The organism is Methanophagales archaeon (assembly GCA_021159465.1).
GTDB lineage: Archaea > Halobacteriota > Syntropharchaeia > Alkanophagales > Methanospirareceae > G60ANME1.
The window spans coordinates 1-21,225 of sequence record JAGGRR010000030.1 but is presented as its reverse complement, the minus strand read 5'-3'; the positions used below and the strand labels follow the sequence as shown (position 1 = coordinate 21,225).

22 protein-coding genes are annotated in these 21,225 nt (G+C 43.1%); 5 read left to right on the top strand and 17 right to left on the bottom strand.

The features are described from left to right. Positions 1-20 precede the first annotated feature (20 nt). Positions 21-842, bottom strand: a complete 822-nt coding sequence (locus J7J01_01710) for an ABC transporter ATP-binding protein (GenBank protein MCD6209609.1) — start codon at positions 840-842, stop codon at positions 21-23. A 1-nt stretch (position 843) separates the two neighbouring features. Further along, positions 844-1,623, bottom strand: a complete 780-nt coding sequence (locus J7J01_01705; GenBank protein ID MCD6209608.1) for an ABC transporter permease — start codon at positions 1,621-1,623, stop codon at positions 844-846. Between the two features lie 77 nt (positions 1,624-1,700). Here J7J01_01705 and J7J01_01700 point away from each other — a divergent pair, with 77 nt between their 5' ends. Continuing rightward, a complete protein-coding gene (locus J7J01_01700) occupies positions 1,701-2,699 on the top strand; it encodes a glycosyltransferase (GenBank protein ID MCD6209607.1) in 999 nt (332 codons plus the stop codon). Positions 2,700-2,705: 6 nt separating this feature from the next. Here J7J01_01700 and J7J01_01695 read toward each other — a convergent pair whose 3' ends face one another. The 10 genes from J7J01_01695 to J7J01_01650 form a co-directional block, all read right to left on the bottom strand. Continuing rightward, on the bottom strand, positions 2,706-3,827 hold the full coding sequence (locus J7J01_01695; GenBank protein MCD6209606.1) for a glycosyltransferase family 4 protein: 1,122 nt from the start codon (positions 3,825-3,827) through the stop codon (positions 2,706-2,708). Between the two features lie 50 nt (positions 3,828-3,877). Then, a complete protein-coding gene (locus J7J01_01690) occupies positions 3,878-4,384 on the bottom strand; it encodes a dTDP-4-dehydrorhamnose 3,5-epimerase family protein (GenBank protein MCD6209605.1) in 507 nt (168 codons plus the stop codon). 52 nt (positions 4,385-4,436) lie between these two features. After that, the gene (gene rfbD / locus J7J01_01685) at positions 4,437-5,324 is read right to left on the bottom strand and encodes a dTDP-4-dehydrorhamnose reductase (protein ID MCD6209604.1); all 888 of its coding nucleotides are present in this window, start codon (positions 5,322-5,324) and stop codon (positions 4,437-4,439) included. Between the two features lie 24 nt (positions 5,325-5,348). Continuing rightward, positions 5,349-6,350, bottom strand: a complete 1,002-nt coding sequence (gene rfbB / locus J7J01_01680; protein ID MCD6209603.1) for a dTDP-glucose 4,6-dehydratase — start codon at positions 6,348-6,350, stop codon at positions 5,349-5,351. Next, positions 6,347-7,411, bottom strand: coding sequence for a glucose-1-phosphate thymidylyltransferase (locus tag J7J01_01675; GenBank protein ID MCD6209602.1), 1,065 nt, complete (start codon positions 7,409-7,411; stop codon positions 6,347-6,349). The genes rfbB and J7J01_01675 overlap by 4 nt, the downstream gene beginning before the upstream one ends. A 72-nt stretch (positions 7,412-7,483) precedes the next feature. Further along, the gene (locus J7J01_01670; GenBank protein MCD6209601.1) at positions 7,484-8,656 is read right to left on the bottom strand and encodes a glycosyltransferase family 4 protein; all 1,173 of its coding nucleotides are present in this window, start codon (positions 8,654-8,656) and stop codon (positions 7,484-7,486) included. Next, the gene (locus J7J01_01665; GenBank protein ID MCD6209600.1) at positions 8,608-9,087 is read right to left on the bottom strand and encodes a DUF3368 domain-containing protein; all 480 of its coding nucleotides are present in this window, start codon (positions 9,085-9,087) and stop codon (positions 8,608-8,610) included. Before J7J01_01665 ends, J7J01_01670 begins: the two co-directional genes overlap by 49 nt. Then, positions 9,084-9,353: a UPF0175 family protein gene (locus tag J7J01_01660; protein ID MCD6209599.1), complete on the bottom strand. Its 270-nt coding sequence runs from the start codon at positions 9,351-9,353 to the stop codon at positions 9,084-9,086. The genes J7J01_01665 and J7J01_01660 overlap by 4 nt, the downstream gene beginning before the upstream one ends. Before the next feature lie 21 nt (positions 9,354-9,374). Beyond that, on the bottom strand, positions 9,375-9,929 hold the full coding sequence (locus tag J7J01_01655; GenBank protein MCD6209598.1) for a glycosyltransferase: 555 nt from the start codon (positions 9,927-9,929) through the stop codon (positions 9,375-9,377). After that, positions 9,920-11,020: a glycosyltransferase family 2 protein gene (locus J7J01_01650; GenBank protein ID MCD6209597.1), complete on the bottom strand. Its 1,101-nt coding sequence runs from the start codon at positions 11,018-11,020 to the stop codon at positions 9,920-9,922. Before J7J01_01650 ends, J7J01_01655 begins: the two co-directional genes overlap by 10 nt. 109 nt (positions 11,021-11,129) lie before the next feature. Here J7J01_01650 and J7J01_01645 point away from each other — a divergent pair, with 109 nt between their 5' ends. The 3 genes from J7J01_01645 to J7J01_01635 all read left to right on the top strand — a co-directional run bounded on the left by J7J01_01645 (position 11,130) and on the right by J7J01_01635 (position 15,532). Then, complete coding sequence (locus tag J7J01_01645; protein MCD6209596.1) at positions 11,130-13,841, top strand: oligosaccharyl transferase, archaeosortase A system-associated; 2,712 nt, start codon at positions 11,130-11,132, stop codon at positions 13,839-13,841. A gap of 261 nt (positions 13,842-14,102) precedes the next feature. Then, positions 14,103-15,056: an SDR family oxidoreductase gene (locus J7J01_01640; protein ID MCD6209595.1), complete on the top strand. Its 954-nt coding sequence runs from the start codon at positions 14,103-14,105 to the stop codon at positions 15,054-15,056. After that, the gene (locus tag J7J01_01635; GenBank protein MCD6209594.1) at positions 15,053-15,532 is read left to right on the top strand and encodes a hypothetical protein; all 480 of its coding nucleotides are present in this window, start codon (positions 15,053-15,055) and stop codon (positions 15,530-15,532) included. The genes J7J01_01640 and J7J01_01635 overlap by 4 nt, the downstream gene beginning before the upstream one ends. Before the next feature lie 7 nt (positions 15,533-15,539). On the opposite strand, the gene J7J01_01630 is transcribed toward J7J01_01635, so the two are convergent. The 5 genes from J7J01_01630 to pdxT are packed head-to-tail and all read right to left on the bottom strand — an operon-like array spanning position 15,540 to position 19,638. After that, complete coding sequence (locus J7J01_01630; protein MCD6209593.1) at positions 15,540-16,037, bottom strand: YfcE family phosphodiesterase; 498 nt, start codon at positions 16,035-16,037, stop codon at positions 15,540-15,542. A 20-nt stretch (positions 16,038-16,057) separates the two neighbouring features. After that, on the bottom strand, positions 16,058-16,870 hold the full coding sequence (locus J7J01_01625; GenBank protein MCD6209592.1) for a tRNA (adenine-N1)-methyltransferase: 813 nt from the start codon (positions 16,868-16,870) through the stop codon (positions 16,058-16,060). Continuing rightward, on the bottom strand, positions 16,867-17,253 hold the full coding sequence (locus J7J01_01620; protein ID MCD6209591.1) for a hypothetical protein: 387 nt from the start codon (positions 17,251-17,253) through the stop codon (positions 16,867-16,869). The genes J7J01_01625 and J7J01_01620 overlap by 4 nt, the downstream gene beginning before the upstream one ends. After that, positions 17,237-18,985 carry an aldehyde ferredoxin oxidoreductase family protein gene (locus tag J7J01_01615; GenBank protein MCD6209590.1) on the bottom strand — a complete coding sequence of 583 codons (1,749 nt, stop codon included), beginning with the start codon at positions 18,983-18,985 and terminating at the stop codon, positions 17,237-17,239. The genes J7J01_01620 and J7J01_01615 overlap by 17 nt, the downstream gene beginning before the upstream one ends. A gap of 50 nt (positions 18,986-19,035) precedes the next feature. Then, a complete protein-coding gene (pdxT, locus tag J7J01_01610; protein ID MCD6209589.1) occupies positions 19,036-19,638 on the bottom strand; it encodes a pyridoxal 5'-phosphate synthase glutaminase subunit PdxT in 603 nt (200 codons plus the stop codon). Between the two features lie 57 nt (positions 19,639-19,695). Here pdxT and J7J01_01605 point away from each other — a divergent pair, with 57 nt between their 5' ends. Then, positions 19,696-21,222, top strand: coding sequence for a phenylalanine--tRNA ligase subunit alpha (locus tag J7J01_01605; protein MCD6209588.1), 1,527 nt, complete (start codon positions 19,696-19,698; stop codon positions 21,220-21,222). Positions 21,223-21,225 lie beyond the last annotated feature (3 nt).

Sequence of the window (21,225 nt, the reverse complement as noted above, 5' to 3'; positions counted from 1 at the left end):
CTTTTCCTTTTACACGCTTCCTATTTCGCTCCACCTCTCGTGCGCACATTTCTATTTTGTTTTTGTTTTTTGTTTTTGCACAATTTTATATATTGTCTCACCTCGTGTTTATGTAAATCCCCTACAAAATCCAGATATGCATTGACAACTTCCTCCGCATCCCCTATCGCTATCACTTCCCCCTTATTCAGGAACATCGCCCTTCCGCACAAACTCTTCACCGTTTCTACATCATGTGATACAAAAACTATCGTTGTTCCGTTATCATTGAGCTTATTTATCTCGTCTATGCACTTACGCTGAAATTCCATATCCCCCACTGCCATCACCTCATCCACGAGTAAAATATCCGGCTCCGTCGCCACCGCCGTTGAAAACGCCAATCGTGCATACATCCCGGATGAAAAGTTCTTTAATTTCATATTCTCAAATCTTTTGAGTTCTGCAAATTCAAATACTTCTTCGTATTTCTCTTTCATCTTTTTCCTTTTCATGCCCATCAGTGCACCATACAGATAAACATTCTCCCGTGCCGTTAATTCCGGATTGAATCCAACACCCAGCGCGAGAATTGGCGTTATCCTGCCATTAACTATTATCTCTCCCTCGTCTGGATAGATTATATTAGCGATAATTGCAAGCAAAGTGGTCTTTCCAGAGCCGTTCGGACCTGTGATACCAAAGATTTCGCCTGCTTCGACCTCAAAAGAAACGTTCTTTAACGCCCAGAATTCTTCGTACCTCTTTTTACCCTTTACAAATGCTACTACTTCCTCAAATAACGTGTTCCTCCTTTCGCTCGGGATTCTGAATTTCTTTGAGATATTTCGCCCTACTATCATTTCAAATCACTTCTGCAAACCTCCTTTGCAATCGCCTGAAAACCAAATGCCCCACTATAAAAACCAGACATGAAAAGATAAAGACATAGCCAAAGTCAATCACATCAGGAAAAGTGTTATAAAGCATTACACTTCTATACATCTCTATCAACCTCGTAATCGGATTTAGCATGTAAATCGGCAGTATATCTGCAGGAATTATGCTTATTGGATACACGAGTGGACTCGCGAAGAATAAAATATTCACTACCACTTCCCATATCTGGTTTAAATCCCTGTAATAAACCGTAAAAGCTGATAGAAACAGGTTCAAGCCATAAACTAATAAAAAATATACTATGTGAAGGATCGGGAGCAATAATATCGGCAATCCCATTTTCACTCCAAAAAAAACCAGTATGGGTATTAAAATGAGCAGCTCAATAAACGAGCTGAAGAAATAAGACAATGTGGTTGTAATAGTGGGTATTTCTCTTGGTATGGATGTTTTTGTCACTACATGCGCTTTGTTTATTATTGACATCATGCCTACCGAAGTACCTATTGATAGAAATCTGAATACAAAAATGCCTATTAACAAATAAAAAGCGAAGTTCTCCACCTTAAATCGAAATACGTTGCTGAATACAAAATATAAAACGATGGCAAGCAAAAAAGGACTTAGTAAAGACCAGCCCACACCTAACAAAGAGCCCCTATATCTCAGCTTAAACTCGGATGCTGTAAGAGTTCTTATGAGGTCCACTTGCTTTAGATAGCTGAACATTGCCAATACCTGCATTTCAATTACTTATGAAAAGATGAATATAATAAAGTTTTTTGTTTATGTTTCCGTTTCCGTTCCCGTTCCGCAAATCTTTGATTATTTTAATTTTATTATCTGAAAGACAAATACAGTTCAACATAATGCAAATAGATGTTTCTATCATCATCCCCACAAAAAACGCTGGCAATGAATTTGATAAAAGTCTCTCCCGTATATTCACGCAGAAAACGAAGTACAGGTATGAGGTCATTGTGATTGATTCCGCTTCTACCGACACTACACTTAAAATTATTGCTAAATATCCTGTAAGGCTGATAAAAATCAAGCCTGAGGAGTTCGGGCACGGGAAGACAAGAAATCTTGGCGCAGGTCTGGCAAAGGGCAGGTATCTTGTGTACCTCACACAGGATGCCATACCTGCAAATGAGAATTGGCTGGATTCGCTTCTCAAAAACATGGAAACGGCTGAAGATGAGAAGGTTGCCGGTGTTTACAGTAGAACCATCCCAAAATCTAACTGCGACCCTTTTGAAGCAAGATATATTGCAAAGGCATGGGGTGCCGAGAGGGAAATAAAAGAAATAACGGATTATGGGGAATATAAAAGGCATTACAAAAAAATCGTGTTCTTTTCCAATATCAGTTCCTGCATACGAAAGGATGTGTGGGAAAAGTTCCCTTTTTCTGAAAACCTGATAATGGCTGAAGATCAAGATTGGTCGAAAAGAGTCTTAGAAGCTGGATATAAGATTGTATATGAACCAGAATCGGTGGTTTATCATTCCCATAACTATTCTTTAAAACAACTGTTTAAGAGGTATTTCGATGCCGGCACCGCGCATAAGCAGGTCTTCAAGGATAATAACAACGTATATTTGCCATTAATACCCCTCTTTGCAATGGTCGTGACCATACTGGATTTGAGTTTTATGAGACAAACAGGATACAATCTCCATTCTATGATCAAATGGATACCAAAAGCTATAATCAGACACTTCATCGAGGCTACGGGGTTTTGGCTTGGTTTACATTCTAAATATCTGCCAGAAAGAATGCTTAAAAAATTCACAATGTACGGGAAGTACAGGTAAGAAGTACTAAGCCACTATCTCTTTATATAGGTCCAACGTGCTCATAACCACTTTGTCCAGAGAAAAATTACTCGTCACGAGTTCCTCACCATTTTTACCTAATCTACGCCTTAGTTCTTCATCTTCGACCAGTCTCAACATAGCTTCTGCTATGTTCTCAGGATCCTTAGGCATCACGATCAACGCGTTCACACCGTCCACACAAATACCTGAAATAGCACCGACATCTGTAACAATCACCGGGAGTCTCGCTGCCCAAGCCTCTAACAGGGTCAATGGCAAGCCTTCCCAGAGTGAAGGCAATACAAATGCATCACTTGTGCAGTATAATTCTATCAACTTCTCATCCTCTACTCGCCCCAGAAATGTCACATAGCTCCCTAACTTATATTCTTTTGTTAAATTCTCCAGCATCTCTCGTTGAGAACCATCGCCGACTAATAGAACCCGAAAAAATTTCGTCTGCTCTATCAAAATCCTCGCTGCATGAATAAGATACTTGACGCCTTTTTGCTCCTCTAATCTACCTACAAATAAAAATCTAAAATCTTGATTTTTTTGCCGCTCCGATTTCTCTTTATCAAATCTCAATCTCCCTATGTCCACACCATTTGGAATATATACCCCATTCTTAATCTTTGCTTCCTCAAAATCTCTCAAATTGTTCTTGTCAACCACTATAATCTTCTTGAATCCTGCATGCTTCAGGAAAAAAATCTCTGCAAATCTCTTTATGAAACTGTGTTGGTTATCTATAAAGGAAACCCCATGACATGTATTTACAACTGGAATGCGGTGTAGTCTGGCGGATAAAGAAATAAAGAATCCCAAATCCGCAGAATGTGAATGTATCACCTCCGGCTTCAATCGCCTTAAGTATTTCAATCCCCAAAAAAACAGGATAATTAAAGATATAACCCTGCGAATCGTTATTCTGTCTAAATTGGTTGCTTTTTCTTTCAATCCAAACTTGAATACTTTTTCTTTATCTTTAATTTCTGGACAATTCGATGTGAGAATAAGAACTTCATGCCCCTTCTTTGTTAGTTCTTCTTCTAAGTTGGCTACAACAACAGCATCACCACCTGATGCATCAGGATATTTCTTTGTGAGATATAGTATCCTCATTCCATTTGTTTACCCTCTCACACACAATTTTACTATGGCTACTGTTACTGCTACTTATACGGTATATAGAACCAGTCCCAGGGCTTATTGCATCTTATATCATCCTTTTTTCCATTTATTATCTTTGGCACAATTGTTTTATCATCCCATGGTCTCCTCTCCTCATCGGGATTCTCGTAATCGTACAGTCGATTTACAAAATAAACCAGATATGCTCGCTCTTCTCCAACTACCTTGAATCCATGCCAGTAATGACCAGGAATCCTTACAACTTGTGGATTCTCACCAGTCGAAACAATCTCATCCAGTTCCTTAGTCTCATCATCGTATGCACATATCTTCATCGCCCCTTTTAAAACTACAAAACAATCTACTTGACCCCTCAGGTGGCGATGCCATGCCCTCACCACCCCCGGATAACTTATTGAAAAATTCGCTTGCACAATCTCCTCTTCATCTTCAAATAAATCCCCCCAGTCCCTCCTCATTATCTCCGTAAAGAATCCTCGCTCGTCTGCAAATCTCCTTAGAGGTTTAACTTCTATTCCTTTGAGCATTTTCCATCTTCTCATTATATTTAAGTGTTTTTAATGCGTTTGTATTTTTCTGTCACCCTTTGGAGCATTTTCCAATCTCCTCCTTTAAAACATCCAATGCCTTATCTAAATCGTAAGGCTTTTCCTTTAAGTATCTTGATGCTTTTGATGTATCCAGAGATGAATCTTTAGGACGGGAGGCAATCCATTTCATTTCCGTCATTCTCACTGGTAATATTAAATCTTTATCCAATCCAAATTTGTTGGCAATTCGCAATGCAAATTCATATCTTGAAACTCTTGTCGCTCCTGCTAAGTGGAATATCCCTTTTAGTTCTCTTTCTGTCACTTCTAACAGCATCCTCGCTAAATTCGTATTCAAAGTTGGCGTTATAAATTGGTCTGTAATAATTTTCACCTCTTCTCCGAGCCTGAGCTTATCTATAAGCCACAATGCAAAATTCACCTTCCCACTTGCTGGTCTCGCACCGTAGATAACGCAAGGTCTTGCTATACATGCTATACAATTGCAATATTTCTCACCCAGTAATTTTGTACGTCCATAAAAATTTATTGGATTCGGCTCATCCTCTTCCCTATACATCCCTTTATCTCCTGAAAATACATAATCTGTTGACACATACACTAAAAAAGCTCCAAATTCGTTCGCAAATTCTGCTATTCTTCTTGTACCTTCTGCATTAATCTCATAAGCCAACTTCTTATCTGCTTCACAAGCATCAACATCCGTTAGTGCCGCAGTATGGATTATAATTTCTGGTTTTATCTTGTAAATAACCTCTAAGTCCTTGTTCCTGGTCAAATCAAACTTCACAGGCTCTCCAAATTCTGGCTTGGTATGACAATACCCTGTATAAACTTCATACCCCCAGTTATCCTCCGCTATTTCCGCAACCTTACCCCCTAATAAACCGCTTCCACCGGTAATGAAAACTTTCATACTATTCCCTTCCCCCATTGCTCTTTACCATTCCAATTTCCAGGGTGTTGGATGCAGAATCTTTTCATCAATCAACGGCTTCCACCACTCCTCATTCTTCAAGTACCATTCGATTGTCTCTTTTAACCCTTCCTCAAACTTGTGCCTGCACTTCCAACCTAATTCCCTGACTTTGGAAGAATCAAGGCTATACCTGATGTCATGCCCAGGTCTGTCTTCTACAAACTCTATTAAATCTTCTTTTCCTAATGAGTCCAGGATCTCAGTGACAACCTCCAGATTGCTTCTCTCATCACCACTTGAGATATTATAGATTTCTCCTCTATTTCCCTTCTCTAAAATAATATTTATCGCCTCACAGTGGTCCTTAACGTAAATCCAGTCCCTTACGTTCTTCCCGGTCCCATAAACCGGTATCTTCATGCCCTGCTTAGCCCTGATTATTGTCTTTGGAATTAACTTCTCAGGAAATTGATACATACCATAGTTATTCGTGCATCTCGTAATCACAGCATTCAGTCCATAAGTTCTAACATAAGCCAGAACAAACAAGTCAGCAGAGGCTTTGCTTGCTGAATACGGAGAAGAAGGCTTTAACATATCATCCTCTTTGAAAGAACCTTTCTCGATATCTCCGTATACCTCATCCGTGCTTACATGAACAAGTTTTGCCTCCTGATTAACCCTCCGTATCGCCTCAAGTACTGTGTAGGTGCCCTTTACATTGCTCTCAACAAACGCATAAGGATTTGATATGCTTCTATCAACATGCGTCTCCGCGGCAAAGTTCACTATTGCATCAACGTTCTTAACAAGCTCACACATTAGCTCATAATCGCAAATATTACCCCTGACAAATTTGTATTCGTATTCCAGATCTTTTAAATTGTTCTCGTTAGAGCCATATCTTAACGCATCAACTACAATAATTTCCATTTCCGCTTTATCTTTATCTGCCATATGCCTTACAAAATTGCTTCCTATGAACCCCAATCCACCAGTTACAAGTATCTTCATTTTTCTCATCCTACTATCTCTGAGTGGTCACCCACAATTAGTTTCCTGCCATTTGGCAAATCCGATTTCCTTTTTATCTTTACTTCCTTCCCTATCAAACTCTCAATGATTCTCCCTCCTCCTATTATTTCCGATTTCTCCATCACTATTGAATCCTCGATCTCTGTATCTTCTATTATACATTCCTTTCCAATACTCGTGTAAGGTCCTATGTAAGAATTTCTTATCATGCAATCACATCCAATCAGGGATGGTCCTTTAACAATGCTGTTTTTTATCTCTACCCCTTTCTCGATGATAGCTCTTCCTATTATTTTTGAGCTTTCCGCAGTACCTTCGTTTTTCGTTTTGATATCATCTAAAATCAACCTGTTAGCTTCCAGAATATCTTCGGGTTTCCCTGTATCTTTCCACCAACCCTGTACCTTTGTCCAGCCCACCTCGTATCCGTTATCAATCAGCCACTGAATTGCATCAGTAATCTCAAGCTCATTCCGCCATGAGGGTTTTATACGCTTACAGGCTTCCAGTATAACAGGTTTGAAGAAGTAAATGCCAACCAGAGCGAGATTGCCTGGTGGAACTTTGGGTTTCTCAACGAGTCTTTTTATTGTACCATCTTCGTTAATATCTGCAACTCCAAATTGTTGCGGATTCTCAACCTCTGTAAGCATTATACTCGCATCATAATTGTTCCCTTTAAACTTCTTAGCGTGTTCTACAATCCCCTCTCTCAAGATGTTATCCCCCAAATACATAACAAATTCGTCATCTAAATAATCTTCTGCAACAAGAATGGTATGTGCTAATCCCTTTGGTTCGCCCTGATAAATAAATTCTATCTCTGCACCTGCATCCACATCCCAGTTTTCTGATTTTACAGTTTCTATGACCTGTTCTTTGTTTGGTCCCACAATGATTCCTATTTCCTTAACACCCGCTTCGATTACGTCTTCAATAGCATAAAATAGTATCGGCTTGTTTGCAACAGGGATTAACTGCTTTTGCTGTGAGTATGTAATCGGGCGTAGTCTTGTGCCATAACCACCAGATAGTATTAACCCCTTCATTTCATTTCTACACCTCTTCTTTCTTGCTTGCTATACTATTACTATTAGTATTAGAGTTAGAGTAGTCAGTAATTATCTCATTATCTCACCATAAGTAGCTTCGGTTAGATTTGCTATTTTGTTCCAGTCATATCTGCTCGCGTTTTCAATACATCTTCGTGCCATACGCTCTTTTTCAGCCAGCCCCATAAATATCCTTTCTGCAATACTCTCTACTGTTAGCTCACATATAAACCCATTCACACCATTTGTTATGAGGTCACATGTTGCATTCCTCTTATGACTCACTGTAATAACTGGCAACCCACACGCATTCGCTTCCAGCGCTACAATACCAAAACCTTCTCTTGTCGAAGGCAAAACAAATACCCTTGAGGATTTCATATACGAAATGACCTCTGTATAATCCTCCAGGAATCCCATAAAGTTAATATTATCCTCTAATTCCAAATCCTTAGCCAAATTCTCTAATCTACCTTTTTCTGGTCCATCTCCAATAATCATGCACCGGACATCGGGAATTTGTACCTTCACCTGCTCCACCGCTCCAATCAAAACGTCCACATTCTTATCCTTGATTAATCTCCCTGCAAATATAATATCAATTTCTTCGTCTGACGCGTCTATACTCTCTATACTCCTGAAATCTATACCATTTGGTATTACTTTAATCCTTTTTCTCACTCCAACTCTTTCCAGATCCTTCTTCGTTCTCTCCGAAACCGCCACCATTTCATCTGTTAAAAGAGTGGTCATTCTCTCAACCCATTTCCCACATATTCCTCTCTTACCTAAATACTGATACCAGTAATCATCCCAGACTTCATGCCATGTAATTACCAGAGGAGTTCGCTTCAAAGAAGAGCAAATCTTTGCAGAAAAAGCTGGGAGATATGGAAACGCCTGACAATCTATGACATCAAAATCTTCCCTTATTAGAGGAATAAGAAGCTTCTCTGTAAAATATAATGATTCTTTTATTGACCTTCTTCCGCCCACGTACAATTCTCTCGGCTCGCAAACGCCATGCAGATAAACGCCGTTCTGTTGTATTGTGCTTTCGCCCTCCCACCACTTTATTCCAAACCAATGAACTTCATGCCCACATTCAACTAACCTTTTTGAAATCTCATGGATTCGCTTCTCACCACCGCCTTTTATCCATGGATAGACGGCATCGTAAACGTATGCGATTTTCATTCTTTCAGCCTCTTTACTTCTCTTACGATTTCTTCGCTTATCCATACTCCTCTTCTTTTCATCTCCAGGACAATTTCTTCAAGGTCACCTTGTGCAACCCCTCGCTTTAAAGCCTCATAAATCAATGCAATTGTTCCGGCAACTTGCAATCCAAGCGATTTAGCTATCTCCCTCGGTATCTTTTCATCAAGAAGTAATAAATCCGCGTTGAGCTTTTTTGCGAGGACTATAGCTTCTGCCTCGCCTCTCTCAATTTCCTTTGACAAAATATCCACGCTTAAATCCTTGATTCCCTCAACTTCAACCCATTTCGCCTTTTCGATAATATCAGATCCGGGTTTTCCTTTACCTTTCTCCACAACCTCCTTTCTTACTTCTTCTGGTATTACTATTTCACCAAAGAGCTCTTGTAATATGGGCAGCATGCCCAATCTTGACAGGGCTATCAAAGGGCCGGAATCGGAAACAACGATCATAGCACCTTTTTCAGCGTCTCAATGTCTTCTTCAAGGTCTTCAGGATAATACTGCAACGGTATTTTCTTTGCTGCCAGTATATCAAACATCTCCCATCTCGAAACCCCTGCAATCTCTGATGCTTTTCCAAGCGAGATAAGACCTTCCTTGTAAAGATTAACAGCTATTATTTCTCTCAACACCTTTGGTAATTCCCTTTCTCTCACCTTTAGTACATGTATGAGGTCTTTCGGCACATCTATCGAAATTTTTTCCATTTCCGTCATCCCCTATCTTTACTACTTTTACTAAAAAATAGATAATACTCCTCTCCAGTTAAACCTTGTACAACAAACAAAAGATAAAACCGCACCAACGCATTTATACACAACCTTGCATCCGTATTTTTCTGCTATTTCTACGGTATCACCGGTAGAATGACCATCCACGATGATTACTTTGTATCTGTCCTTTGGATAGTCCAGATTCTGAATTGATGCAAGGCATTTCTCAAGTATATCTCCGTTGTTCTTTGTGGGTATGAGGATTGAAACTAATTTATCGATACTTTCTATCTCCTTTGCTATACCTATAATTTCCTCAAGCTCTTCGCTGCTTACTTTTTCCTCAGGAATTGACCTTCTCCCGTCAACATACAGTTCCTTTGGCTCGCAAACGCCATGCAGATAAACGCCGTTCTGTTGTATTGTGCTTTCGCCCTCCCACCACTTTATTCCAAACCAATGAACTTCATGCCCACATTCAACTAACCTTTTTGAAATCTCATGGATTCGCTTCTCACCACCGCCTTTTATCCATGGATAGACGGCATCGTAAACGTATGCGATTTTCATCACTGACATCTCCGCTCCTCCAGCAATAGTACACTTAAAAATATCGCCATGAATATCGTCTGTATGCCTGTTGCCGCAAGTACCATTGCTATAACCGCGCTTTCTATCTCTGATAGCGAGCCGAATCCAATGTTTATCCACGTAAGCACCACTTTCAACCCTATGGCAACCCCGATCAGCAACAATGTAGCGCCGATAATAAGCTCCTTCTCCAGCGAGTGGTAGTCCAGCAACTTTTTTACGAAACCTTCTTTCTCACACAACCCGTGCACCGCTGCATATGCCTTTATATATATCCCCGTAGCCAACGTCTGAAAGCCGATGATGACAAGCATGCTGCCGAAGATGAGGGAGTGCATGTGAGACGTCTCCGCGTTTCCACGCATAAGGATTGTTAGACTTAACAGCAGACCAAGCAGGAATATTACCACACCGGGGACAAAAAGGAATGGAATGGGCTTATAAAGCATCATGAACCTCAGATGCCGCCAGCCATCGCTGAATGAATGAAGTTTAGAAGGTAAAATTCTCGGATAATATGTTATCGGGACTTCTTTTATCCTCAAATTGTTCCTCACTGCTTCTATAATCATTTCGGAAGCAAATTCCATACCGCCTGTCTTTAAATTCATCTTCTCATATGCTTCTCTTGTGAATGCGCGCATCCCACAATGAGCATCCGATACCCTGATCTTAAATAGCCAGTTCAATATCTTTGTTAAAAGCGGATTGCCAATATAGCGATGATGCCACGGCATCGCTCCCTTCAATATAGTGCCACCAAATCGGTTGCCTATGACGAAATCAGCTACCCCTTCTTTTAAAGGCTCTAAAAATTGCGGTATCGCCGATAGGTCATAAGTGCCATCCGAATCAGCGATAACTATAAAATCGCCTCTGGCACGTGAAAGTCCAGCAAGATATGCATTGCCGTATCCCATCTTCTCCGGTTTTATAACAATCGCCCCCAGAGATCTTGCTATCTCTGCTGTTTTATCTGTCGAGTTATCTGCAATGATGATCTCATATTCAATATGTTTTGGAGCAAGTGCCCTACTCACATCCTTAATACAGCGCCCGATCGTAGCTTCCTCATTCATCGAGGGGATTACCACCGATACTTCTGGCATTATTTTAAGATTGAGAGAGGGTACAAAAACTTTTATATAGAACCTGAATGTGTAATGTAAACAATGATGGTGGATAGGGATGAGAAGGATTGAAAAGATATCCATGCTCTGTGGCTTTGCATTGACCCTGCTATTCTTACTGTCGCTCTATATCCGGGTTGTTATCCCTTATAATACCGTTTTTACTGGCTCGTTCGTGAGATTTGATGGCACCGATCCCTGGTATAACATGCGGCTTGTTGAAAATACACTTCATCACTTCCCTTTTCGTATCTACTTTGATCCTTTCACTGCTTATCCACATGGAGCATATAACCCTTTTGGGACTCCTCTCTTCGATCTCTCGCTTGCTTCTGTTATATGGCTAATAGGGCTTGGAACTCCCCTTTCCTCGCTGGGTCAGCATGGAATAGAAGTGATAGGTGCGTGGTATCCTGCAATTCTGGGTGTTCTCACTATCTTTCCTGTATATCTCATCGGAAAGGAGATATATAACCGTGGTACCGGACTTCTTTCTGCTGCTTTAATCGCTATCCTTCCCGGCCAGTTCCTATCACGTTCTCTCTTAGGATATACTGATCACCATGCCATAGAGACTCTTCTCAGCACACTTGTCATGCTCCTCTTTATCCTCGCTCTAAAGAATGGGAAGAGAGTACAAAAACAAAATGAAATAACTGTGCATTCGATTTTAACCAGAAACTGGAGTTCTTTACGAGCACCACTCACTTATTCCTCTTTAGCTGGTATTTGTTTCGGATGCTATCTTCTTGCATGGGTGGGTGCTCCCCTCTTTGTTCTTATTCTGCTTGTCTACATAATGATTCAGTATATTATAGATCATCTCCGGGGAGAGGATAGTGATCCCCTTTTCATTATCAGCATGCCAGTATTTGTCATTCCGGCAGCTATGATAGCTATACCTGTGTTCTCTTATGGATTCCTTTCACCATTCCATGTCATAATCTTTATCCTCGGCATATCTTTTCTTCTCTTTTTACACATGTTCTCTCATTTTTTGAATAAAAAAAGAGTTCATCCTGCTGCATTTCCTATTGCAATTATAGCTATCATTACTATATCTCTTCTTGTTTTACGCGTCTTTAAGCCATCTTTATACTCTATGCTAACCATGCCACTACTATACGTATTTGCACCGTCAAAAACTCTTTTGACCATAGGTGAGGTTCAACCACTGCAATGGAGTGAAATCATTGCCTGGTTCACCACTGCCTTCTTCTTCGCTTTCGCTGCTATAGCACTCATCTGCTATAATATCACGAAGGAATGGAAAGCAGAAGAGATTCTTCTCATCGTGTGGAGTCTTATAATTCTTCTCGCATGTTTCGGACAGAAACGCTTTGCTGCATATTACGCAATCAACGTTGCCATCCTCTGTGGATACCTCTCTTACCGGATTATAGAATTTACAATCCTCGAGCAGGAGGAAAGTGGATACCATGAGATAAAGGGTAAAAGGAGCAAGAAGACGAAGCGGTTGAAATCGAATAAAGAGCGAGCGAATAGAGCGAATAGTATGAGCAGGTTTTTACGTGCCGATGCCATTGCAATTTGCTTCGTTATCTTCTTCTCTTTCTTCGCTCTCCCGCTAATGAATTCTCTGACAATGGCAGCAAAGTATAATCAGGGTCCAGACCACGACTGGTATGAGTCTCTAACCTGGATGCGGGAGAATACACCTGATACCGGCGTTGATTATTATGCGCTGTATGAGACACCGCCCGAAGATGCGACTTATAACTACCCAGAATCAGCCTATTCTGTGATGAACTGGTGGGACTACGGTAATTGGATCACCTACATCGCTCACAGGATTCCTGTCGCTAATAATTTCCAGCAAGGGATTGGGGGACCATATCAGGACAATAGTCCGGGTGCGTGTACTTTCTTCGCTGCAATAAATGAATCGGAAGCGAATAAAGTTGCCAATGCTCTTGATGTTAGATATGTGATAACGGACTACACGATAGCAGATGCGATGGGTTTCTCTGGTAACAAATACTGGGGTATAATCATGTGGGCAAAAAAATCCGATCGTGAAGGAGATAGGGATACAGGGATCAGCTTTGTTCCGGATGAGAACTACTTCAACGCGATGGTGACAAGACTACACATCTTCGATGGTAGAGAAGTGGAAAGAGAGGGGGGGAGAGAGGGAGAGGATTTCGAAGGACAACTTTCTATTCCCTCAATTACTCCTTCTCACGCAGATCCGTTACATCATTACAGATTGGTATACGAATCTTCTTCTTATATTATCCCATACGCTGTTTTGAATACCGTGACGAAAAAGGTGGAGGGGTGGCATTACTACCGCAGAGCGAATTATACGAGTGCAAATAAGACTGCACGGAAGCTCCATCATAAAATTAAGCTTAATAAGGATATGATTCAATGGACTCCTACATTCATCTCTCCCATGAGCTCGGTAAAGGTTTTTGAATACGTAAAAGGAGCGAGAATAAAAGGCAGAGTGCATAATGCTTCGGTAGTTGCAATAACGACTGATGTAACTACAAACAGGGGCAGGGGCTTCACATACTCACAAAGAATAATGGTAAATAAGAGTAATGGCTCCTATGAGTTTATCGTGCCATATTCAACGGAGGGGCCGATAGAAGGAGGCACGAATTTCGACGTCCTTGCAACCCCATATAAGATAAAAGCAGGGCATGTAGAGGACAAAACGATAGTGTGGGATATGGAGAAAGAAGTGAAGGTAAGGGAAGAAGAGGTGATACAAGGAAAGACAATAAGGGTTGATTTTTGAATTAAAGAGACTGACTTTAAGTTAACCATTAACTTAAAGATGCGCGCGATAAGATAATATTCTTCGCGTCACTCCTCGCATTTTGCTTTTATCCTACCATATAAAGGTGCAATAAAGGTGTAAAAATGGAACTAAAAAGATTCCAGAAATGGGCTGAACGTGAATACAGTGCCAAACGGCGAATCGTCGCACTGATTTTTGAGAGCATACTGTTTGTAATAATCTTATTTTATCTTATATCCATAATCCATATCCAGATGGATGATGAGAATAGTCATAACAGGAGGCGCGGGGTTTATAGGCTCGAATCTGGCAGAGGTGCTTGCACTTGCACCGAATAACGAGGTTTGTGTGGTGGACGATTTATCAACAGGTAGAGTAGAGAACCTCCCAATTGCAAGTGGTATAGAGTTCATCAAAGGCAGTATAACGGATTTACAGCTAATGAACGAGGTTTTAGCAGATGCTGATTTCGTATTCCATCAAGCAGCGCTACCAGGTGTCCAGCGAAGCATAGAAGACCCTGCGCATGCAAACGAGGTGAACATAAGGGGAACATTGAATGTACTTATGGCGGCGAGGGATGCAGGCGTGAAGAAGGTGATTTATGCTTCTTCGAGCTCTGTCTATGGCGATACGCCTGAATTACCGAAACGTGAAGGAATGACACCAAACCCGCTATCACCCTATGCAGTAACGAAGCTTGTGGGTGAGTACTACTGTAAAGTCTTTAATGATGTTTATGGCTTGAATACCATTTCGCTGCGTTATTTCAATGTTTATGGACCCAGACAGGACCCTCACTCGGAATATGCAGCGGTCATTCCCAGGTTTGTGTCCAGGGTCCTGAGAGGAGAACCACCGATTATCTATGGCGATGGTCAACAGACCAGGGACTTCACTTTCGTCAAGGATGTAGTGAATGCGAATATTCTTGCTATGAATAGTGATGCAACAGGCGTTTATAATATCGCTTCTGGTAGAATGATAAGCATACAGGAACTTGCTACGCTCATAACGAGATTAACAGGTAGGGACAGTGACCTGGAGCCGGTATTTGATAAGCCGAGGAAGGGAGATGTGAGGCACTCTCTGGCAGATATATCACGAGCAAGAGCGGTCATGGGCTATAAGCCTGAATACAGTTTAGAACGGGGTTTAGAAGAGACACTAAGGTGGTTCAAGTTCAAATTTGAATTTGAGATGGTGATATGAGAGGAGAAATAAACGAGCTTGTGGGGTATTTGAGAGGTAAGAAAGAGAAGCTCATGATGTGCGGTGAGTTCTGTAACCGAATTGAACTCGACGATAAGCGGTTGATTGATTTTGCGGCTGCGATAGCAGTGAAGACAGGCGCGCATGTGGCTGCTACGGGCAATACGGTGGTGGAATTGAAGAGGCGTGGGGTGGCTACGAGGAAGATGTGGGCAGCGGAAGTGATATTCTATCTGCAATATAACCGATGGAGGGAGGGTCTGGGGCTACCTGCAAGACCCGATGTTGTTATCCTGCTTGGATACAATATAGATATGCTGCGGGCGATAGTGGGTGCATTAAAAGGTATGGAAACGGTTGTACTGGATAATATAGTGGTGGAAGAAGCCACGTTCTCTCTACCCGAGCTCTCCATAAGAGAGTGGAAGGATGCCCTGGAAGGGATTATACATGGCTTACAGCAAGCTGGGGATTGATGTTCCTCTACACCCTCACTATCTCCGCTCTTATCACGCCCTTTTCTATGCTCAAAATCCCAAAACTACTGTATCGCGCCGGAAATACGCCCGTAGCACTGCCTGGATTGAGATATAAAACATTATCTATCTTCTCTTTCTTTGAATGGTGCGAATGCCCATAGATTATCACTTCCGGTTCCGGGTCTTCACCCTTAAATTTCGCGCTCACTCGCGATAACAACCCTACTGGACTACCACCCTCCGGAGGATGCGTTACGCCTATCCAGAAGCCCTCAATCTCTATTAGCTCCTTAGCTCTCAGCTCCCTCTTTATCGCTCCCGGGTCCATATTTCCATACACACCCCTGAAATCGCCTGCTGCTCTTAACTGTTCCAGTAGTCTCTCTCCTGTGTAATCGCCAGCATGAATAATCAAGTCCGCACTCTTCAACTCGCTCCTTAAACGATCCGGCAGCATACCTATATCGTTAACATGTGTATCTGCGAGCACTACCACTTTCATCTCATTCTCACACCCTAATCTTAATGATATAATCGCCTCGCCACGAAGATAAAACCTGTGTGTACAATACCCCTATGCTGGGGTCGCATACTCCTGCCCTTTATCTCCCATTCCCTTATTCCCATTTCGTATATACCCATCACACGGAAACTCTGCTCATATCTCAGTTCCATCCGCCTCGAAAGTTTATATATCTGTAGCACGGTGGGGGTGTAACATAGCAGGATTCCTCCTGGTCTGAGTGCTTGCTCGACCGAATGGAGGGCTCGCCATGGCTCTGAAAGGTCCAGTATCACTCTATCCAGTTCGCGCTCCTCTATACCCTCATACACATCGCCCGCCTTTAATATCAGCTTACCCGAACTTGAACTACCTGCACTCCTCATCTTACCAAAGAAAGTTTCTATATTACGTGCAGCAATCTCCTGAAACTCGCTCCTTCTTTCATATGATATCACCTCTCCATTACTGCAAACTGCACGCAGTAGCGCTATTGTGAGTGCACCAGAACCTGTTCCCGCCTCTAACACCCTCGCTCCCGGGAAGATATCGGCTAAAATTAAAATCGCCGCTATGTCCTTCGCGTATAATACCTGTGAACCCTTCCTCATCTTTGCTATATACTCACCTAAGGTAGGTCGAAGCACAAGAAGCCGCTCACCAAGCGAAGAGCTTACTGTAGCCCCCTCCTCCAGTCCTATTATATCGTCGTGGGCAACCTTACCATGGGAGAATGAGAAAAAAGAACCTGGCTGCAGTAAAACCTGATGCCGCCTTCCTTTAGCATCTAACAGATGTACAAGCTCATCATCCGCTATCCGCTTCAACATCATTTCTCGCGTGTCCGCAGGTGTATTCCATTCTGGTCTATCGTGACTTCCAATCTCCTCCCTGTAACACGCTCGAACTCGCCCAATAACTTGAATATCTCTCGATCTATCTGTATATACTCCAAAATCCTGTCCTGACGCTCAAATTTCGCATCGCCCTCTTCACCTACCAGAGACCATAGCTTTGTAGGTCCTACCATCTCACAAGTAATCAGTCCCCTACCTTTAAGTCCCTCAAGATACTTCAATGCTGTCGCTTTGCTCATATTCGCTCGCTTTACTACCTCACTTGTATTCAATTTCCCACCTTTCAGCAGTTCAAGTAACTCCTTCTCCCTCCAGAGCATCCTACAATAATATTCTCGCTCCTCAAATATATACCCCAAGATTCAACTTCTCCAGTACCCGCTTTGTTGGCACCCCATTCTCATCCCAGCCACGCATACGATAATACTCATCCAGCGTATTCTGGAACTCCTCATGCTCTATCACATGCCCATTCACCGCCTCTTCAAAGAATCGTGCAGGCAGCGTGTCATCAGCTCTCGTAAAACCTTCCCTTATGTTGTACAGTCGTTCTATATTCCATATCCGCTCACCCACACGCATCAAATCCTCTGATGTATATTCCACACCCGTAACCGCGCTCAGTATGTTCGCATACTCCTCCTCGCCAGCGCCAAAGAATGCGAATTTACACACTATCAGGGAATCAACCGCAGCGAACCTGTCCTGAAATATCTTTGTGTGCCCGGCTTTACCAGCAAGCGTGTAAGGGTCTATCGCCTTTGGCTTTCGCAGTATCTCAGGTGCTACAAGATATGCTCTTGTGTGGCAACCACCGCGATTGGATGTGGCATAGCTGAAACCCAGACCCTTCACCACACGTGGGTCGTATGCAGGTAGTTGAAGCCCCTTCACTTGCATTGCCCGCTCAGGATAGCCCTCTGAGCTCGAATACCGCTTTACTCCCTGTCCCAATTGCGCACCTATACCCTCACACTCCCCTATCGCCCGTACCATGTCCAGAAGTTCGGTATCGTTGATTCTTTTACCTTTTATATCTCCATAACAGCCCAGAACACCTGCTACTGAGATTGTATCAATACCGTAATCATTACAGAGCATGTTCGCTTCTACTATTGCTTCATAGCTGCTATTGCCTATATTGGCGCTCATTAGTCCTATCGTCTCGTATTCGGGCAGTTCTCTACCTCTATCATCCTCCCTTTTGCACGCTATTGAACAGGAATGACACGCTCGCTTCCCGGGATTATACCGCCTGTTAATCTCGCTTGCAAAGAGAGTATCCAGCTTGAACTCCGGCTCTGACCTACTAAAATTAGCCACTGGCAGGACTTTCATCCAGCTCGTTATCTTCATCAGAAACGCTGTACCGAAGACCGAAAGCCCTTTGCTTATCGTAGGAGTTGCAATCAGGAGCCGTTTAATCGCTCGCCTCTGCCGCTCGAACTCCACACGGTCATGGATATCCACATCGCCCGAGCCCTTCACCACCAGCGCCTTGAGGTTCTTTGAACCCATTACTGCGCCTGCTCCACCACGTCCAAACGCATGCACACTATCAGAGATGATAGCAGCGAGCAGAACCTGTTTCTCACCTGCTCTACCTATACAGGCAACTCTACCCCTGCCTCTGCTCTTTAGCAGCCTGGTTGTCTCTTTTGTATTCTTGCCCCAGATACCGGATGCCGATTTCAGCTCTACTCGCTCGTTCTCTATCTCTATAAAAACCGGTTCCGGCGATTTACCACGAATAATCACCGCATCGTAACCCGCTTTCTTCAGCTCTACACCCAAGAATCCACCACAGTTACAATCTAGTATCGTACCAGTCAGTGGAGATTTTGTGGATAGGGATAGCCTGCCCGAAGATGGTGCACGTGTGCCGGTTAGCGGTCCCGCTGCAAACACCAGTATATTCTCAGGCGCGAGTGCATCTTCTATATGACCATTATCGTACACTAACTTCGCACCAAGCCCTCTACCACCAAGAAACTCCTTGAACAGCTCGTGTTCAGGCGTAAATGTCTTTATCTCCATGGTGGATAGGTCTATCTGAACTATCCTGCCCTTCCAGCCATATAACTCCTTCATAATCACCTTTTGCTTTTTGCTCTTTGTTTTTGCTCTTGTGAATCTAAAATCTAAAGTAAGGTATCGAGGAAATAATGGTGGATTCTTCTGTCGCCGGTAAGTTCGGGATGAAATGCCAGTGCCATTATATTACCCTGCCTCGCCGCTACAATCCTGTTAATATCATCATCGAGCGTTGCCAGTACATCCACAGTATCTGCTGCGTGTGTTATACACGGTGCCCTGATGAAAACACCGGGAAAGGGTTCATCAAAGATGCTCATCTTCAATGGCGCCTCAAATGATTCCCTCTGTCTGCCAAAAGCATTCCTCTTTACCCGTACATCCATTAAACCCAGCAACGGCTGACCGGTCTTCTTCACCTCCTCATCCCCCTCCCTCGCTAATAAAATCATACCTGCACAGGTGCCCAGCAAGGGTTTACCCTCTTCCGCCGCATCCCTTAGCTCCTCAGTTATCCCTTCACGTTCCATCAACCGCCCGATAGTTGTACTCTCGCCTCCTGGTATGACAATCGCATCACATGAGCTCACGATACCACGATGCTTTATCCTTATCACCTCTCCGTTCTCGCCCCTCTCTGCTAAAGTCGCTTTCAAAGCTTTTATATGCTCCTCTACATCCCCCTGTATCGCTATTACCCCTATCTTCATCACTCCTGCTTATCTTTATTTCTAATTCTTATTTTGGTTAAATCATATCAATACAACATGGCGGTAGATTCTGAGCTGACAGCAGCGGAGAAGCGGCTTTTACTCGCGTTTCGGCGTCAGCGCGGTGATGGTACGCGTGCGCGTGAGTATGAGTATGCCCCAGCGGTACTGGCTGAACTCACGGGTACAAACGAAGACGCAGTTATGCAAGCAGCGTTTACACTCGCAAAGAAGGGGCTTTGTGTGGTTAAAGAGCAGAGACGGATTTATTATCGTTTGACACCAGAGGGTGAGGAGTATGCTGCGGATGCACTACCAGAACGTAAAGCACTTCGTTTATTATTACAGCATGAGGGAGCAACATCGGTAGAATACCTGAAACATGCTCTCGGTAAACGTGTGAATATAGCAATAAACTGGCTGCTGCGGAAGAACTGGGCGTATATTGATAATGGACGTCTAATACCTGCTGTCAATGCTGAACCCCCTTATGGCGCTGATGAGGAGATATTGCAGTCTCTGGCAGAAGGGCAGTCGGAATTGAAGCTGGAGACCAAAGAGAAGGTCATAACACAGTTGATTTCACGGCGACTGGTGGTGAGTTCTACCCGGGTAGAACGGAGAATAGGCATCACAGATGCGGGTATGGAGCTTCTTGAGCGCGGGTTATCTATTGAGGAGGAGATAGCACAGTTAACACCCGAGATTATAAGGACATGGAAAGGACGGAGGTTCAAATTCAAACGTTATGATGTGGATATATCGGGGCGAGAGATATTCGCAGCTAAGTTGCACCCTTATCAGCGGATTCTGGACCGCATGAGACGAATCTTCACCGAGATGGGGTTCATAGAGATAAAGGGTGAACACGTTCAGAGTGCGTTCTGGAATTTCGATGCGTTATTTGTGCCGCAGGACCATCCCGCGCGGGAGATGCAGGATACTTTCTATCTTGGCTTGAAGCGACCTATAGACGCTTCTGAGGAGTTGATAAAACGTGTAAAGGAGATGCATGAGCACGGAGGACCATTAAATTCATCGGGTTGGGGTGGTGAATGGAGGAGAGAGCAGGGTGAGGAACTGCTTCTACGGACTCATACCACCGCAGTCACTGTGAAATACCTGGCTTCACATCCCGAGCCACCTGTTAAGGTCTTCTGCATCGGACGCGTGTATCGCCGCGAGACCATTGACCCAACCCACATACCAGAATTCGACCAGCTGGAAGGTATTATCATGGACCGCGACGTGACGTTCGCCAATTTGCTCGGGTGTCTCGCAGTATTCTATCGGAAGATGGGGTTCCCTTCTATACGATTCCGACCCGGATATTTTCCCTATACCGAACCATCAGTGGAGGTTGAAGTATATACAGAGAGGGGCTGGATAGAGCTGGGTGGTGCTGGCATCTTCAGAGAGGAAGTCACTCATCCAATAGGCGTAAAATACCCCGTATTAGCCTGGGGACTTGGTATCGGACGTTTAGCCATGATCAGCCTGGGTCTGAGTGACATAAGAGACCTGTATCAACCGGATATAGACTGGCTACGCAGAGCCTGGCTATTACCACGAAGCAAGAAATAGAAA

What these genes read in the sequence shown, in the direction of transcription:
- J7J01_01710 (MCD6209609.1), bottom strand. Translation starts at nt 842, where the DNA reads ATGATAGTAGGGCGAAATATCTCAAAGAAATTCAGAATCCCGAGCGAA.
- J7J01_01705 (MCD6209608.1), bottom strand. Translation starts at nt 1,623, where the DNA reads ATGCAGGTATTGGCAATGTTCAGCTATCTAAAGCAAGTGGACCTCATA.
- J7J01_01695 (MCD6209606.1), bottom strand. Translation starts at nt 3,827, where the DNA reads ATGAGGATACTATATCTCACAAAGAAATATCCTGATGCATCAGGTGGT.
- J7J01_01690 (MCD6209605.1), bottom strand. Translation starts at nt 4,384, where the DNA reads ATGCTCAAAGGAATAGAAGTTAAACCTCTAAGGAGATTTGCAGACGAG.
- rfbD (MCD6209604.1), bottom strand. Translation starts at nt 5,324, where the DNA reads ATGAAAGTTTTCATTACCGGTGGAAGCGGTTTATTAGGGGGTAAGGTT.
- rfbB (MCD6209603.1), bottom strand. Translation starts at nt 6,350, where the DNA reads ATGAGAAAAATGAAGATACTTGTAACTGGTGGATTGGGGTTCATAGGA.
- J7J01_01675 (MCD6209602.1), bottom strand. Translation starts at nt 7,411, where the DNA reads ATGAAGGGGTTAATACTATCTGGTGGTTATGGCACAAGACTACGCCCG.
- J7J01_01670 (MCD6209601.1), bottom strand. Translation starts at nt 8,656, where the DNA reads ATGGATAAGCGAAGAAATCGTAAGAGAAGTAAAGAGGCTGAAAGAATG.
- J7J01_01665 (MCD6209600.1), bottom strand. Translation starts at nt 9,087, where the DNA reads ATGATCGTTGTTTCCGATTCCGGCCCTTTGATAGCCCTGTCAAGATTG.
- J7J01_01660 (MCD6209599.1), bottom strand. Translation starts at nt 9,353, where the DNA reads ATGACGGAAATGGAAAAAATTTCGATAGATGTGCCGAAAGACCTCATA.
- J7J01_01655 (MCD6209598.1), bottom strand. Translation starts at nt 9,929, where the DNA reads ATGTCAGTGATGAAAATCGCATACGTTTACGATGCCGTCTATCCATGG.
- J7J01_01650 (MCD6209597.1), bottom strand. Translation starts at nt 11,020, where the DNA reads ATGAATGAGGAAGCTACGATCGGGCGCTGTATTAAGGATGTGAGTAGG.
- J7J01_01645 (MCD6209596.1), top strand. Translation starts at nt 11,130, where the DNA reads ATGAGAAGGATTGAAAAGATATCCATGCTCTGTGGCTTTGCATTGACC.
- J7J01_01640 (MCD6209595.1), top strand. Translation starts at nt 14,103, where the DNA reads ATGATGAGAATAGTCATAACAGGAGGCGCGGGGTTTATAGGCTCGAAT.
- J7J01_01635 (MCD6209594.1), top strand. Translation starts at nt 15,053, where the DNA reads ATGAGAGGAGAAATAAACGAGCTTGTGGGGTATTTGAGAGGTAAGAAA.
- J7J01_01630 (MCD6209593.1), bottom strand. Translation starts at nt 16,037, where the DNA reads ATGAAAGTGGTAGTGCTCGCAGATACACATGTTAACGATATAGGTATG.
- J7J01_01625 (MCD6209592.1), bottom strand. Translation starts at nt 16,870, where the DNA reads ATGATGTTGAAGCGGATAGCGGATGATGAGCTTGTACATCTGTTAGAT.
- J7J01_01615 (MCD6209590.1), bottom strand. Translation starts at nt 18,985, where the DNA reads ATGAAGGAGTTATATGGCTGGAAGGGCAGGATAGTTCAGATAGACCTA.
- pdxT (MCD6209589.1), bottom strand. Translation starts at nt 19,638, where the DNA reads ATGAAGATAGGGGTAATAGCGATACAGGGGGATGTAGAGGAGCATATA.
- J7J01_01605 (MCD6209588.1), top strand. Translation starts at nt 19,696, where the DNA reads ATGGCGGTAGATTCTGAGCTGACAGCAGCGGAGAAGCGGCTTTTACTC.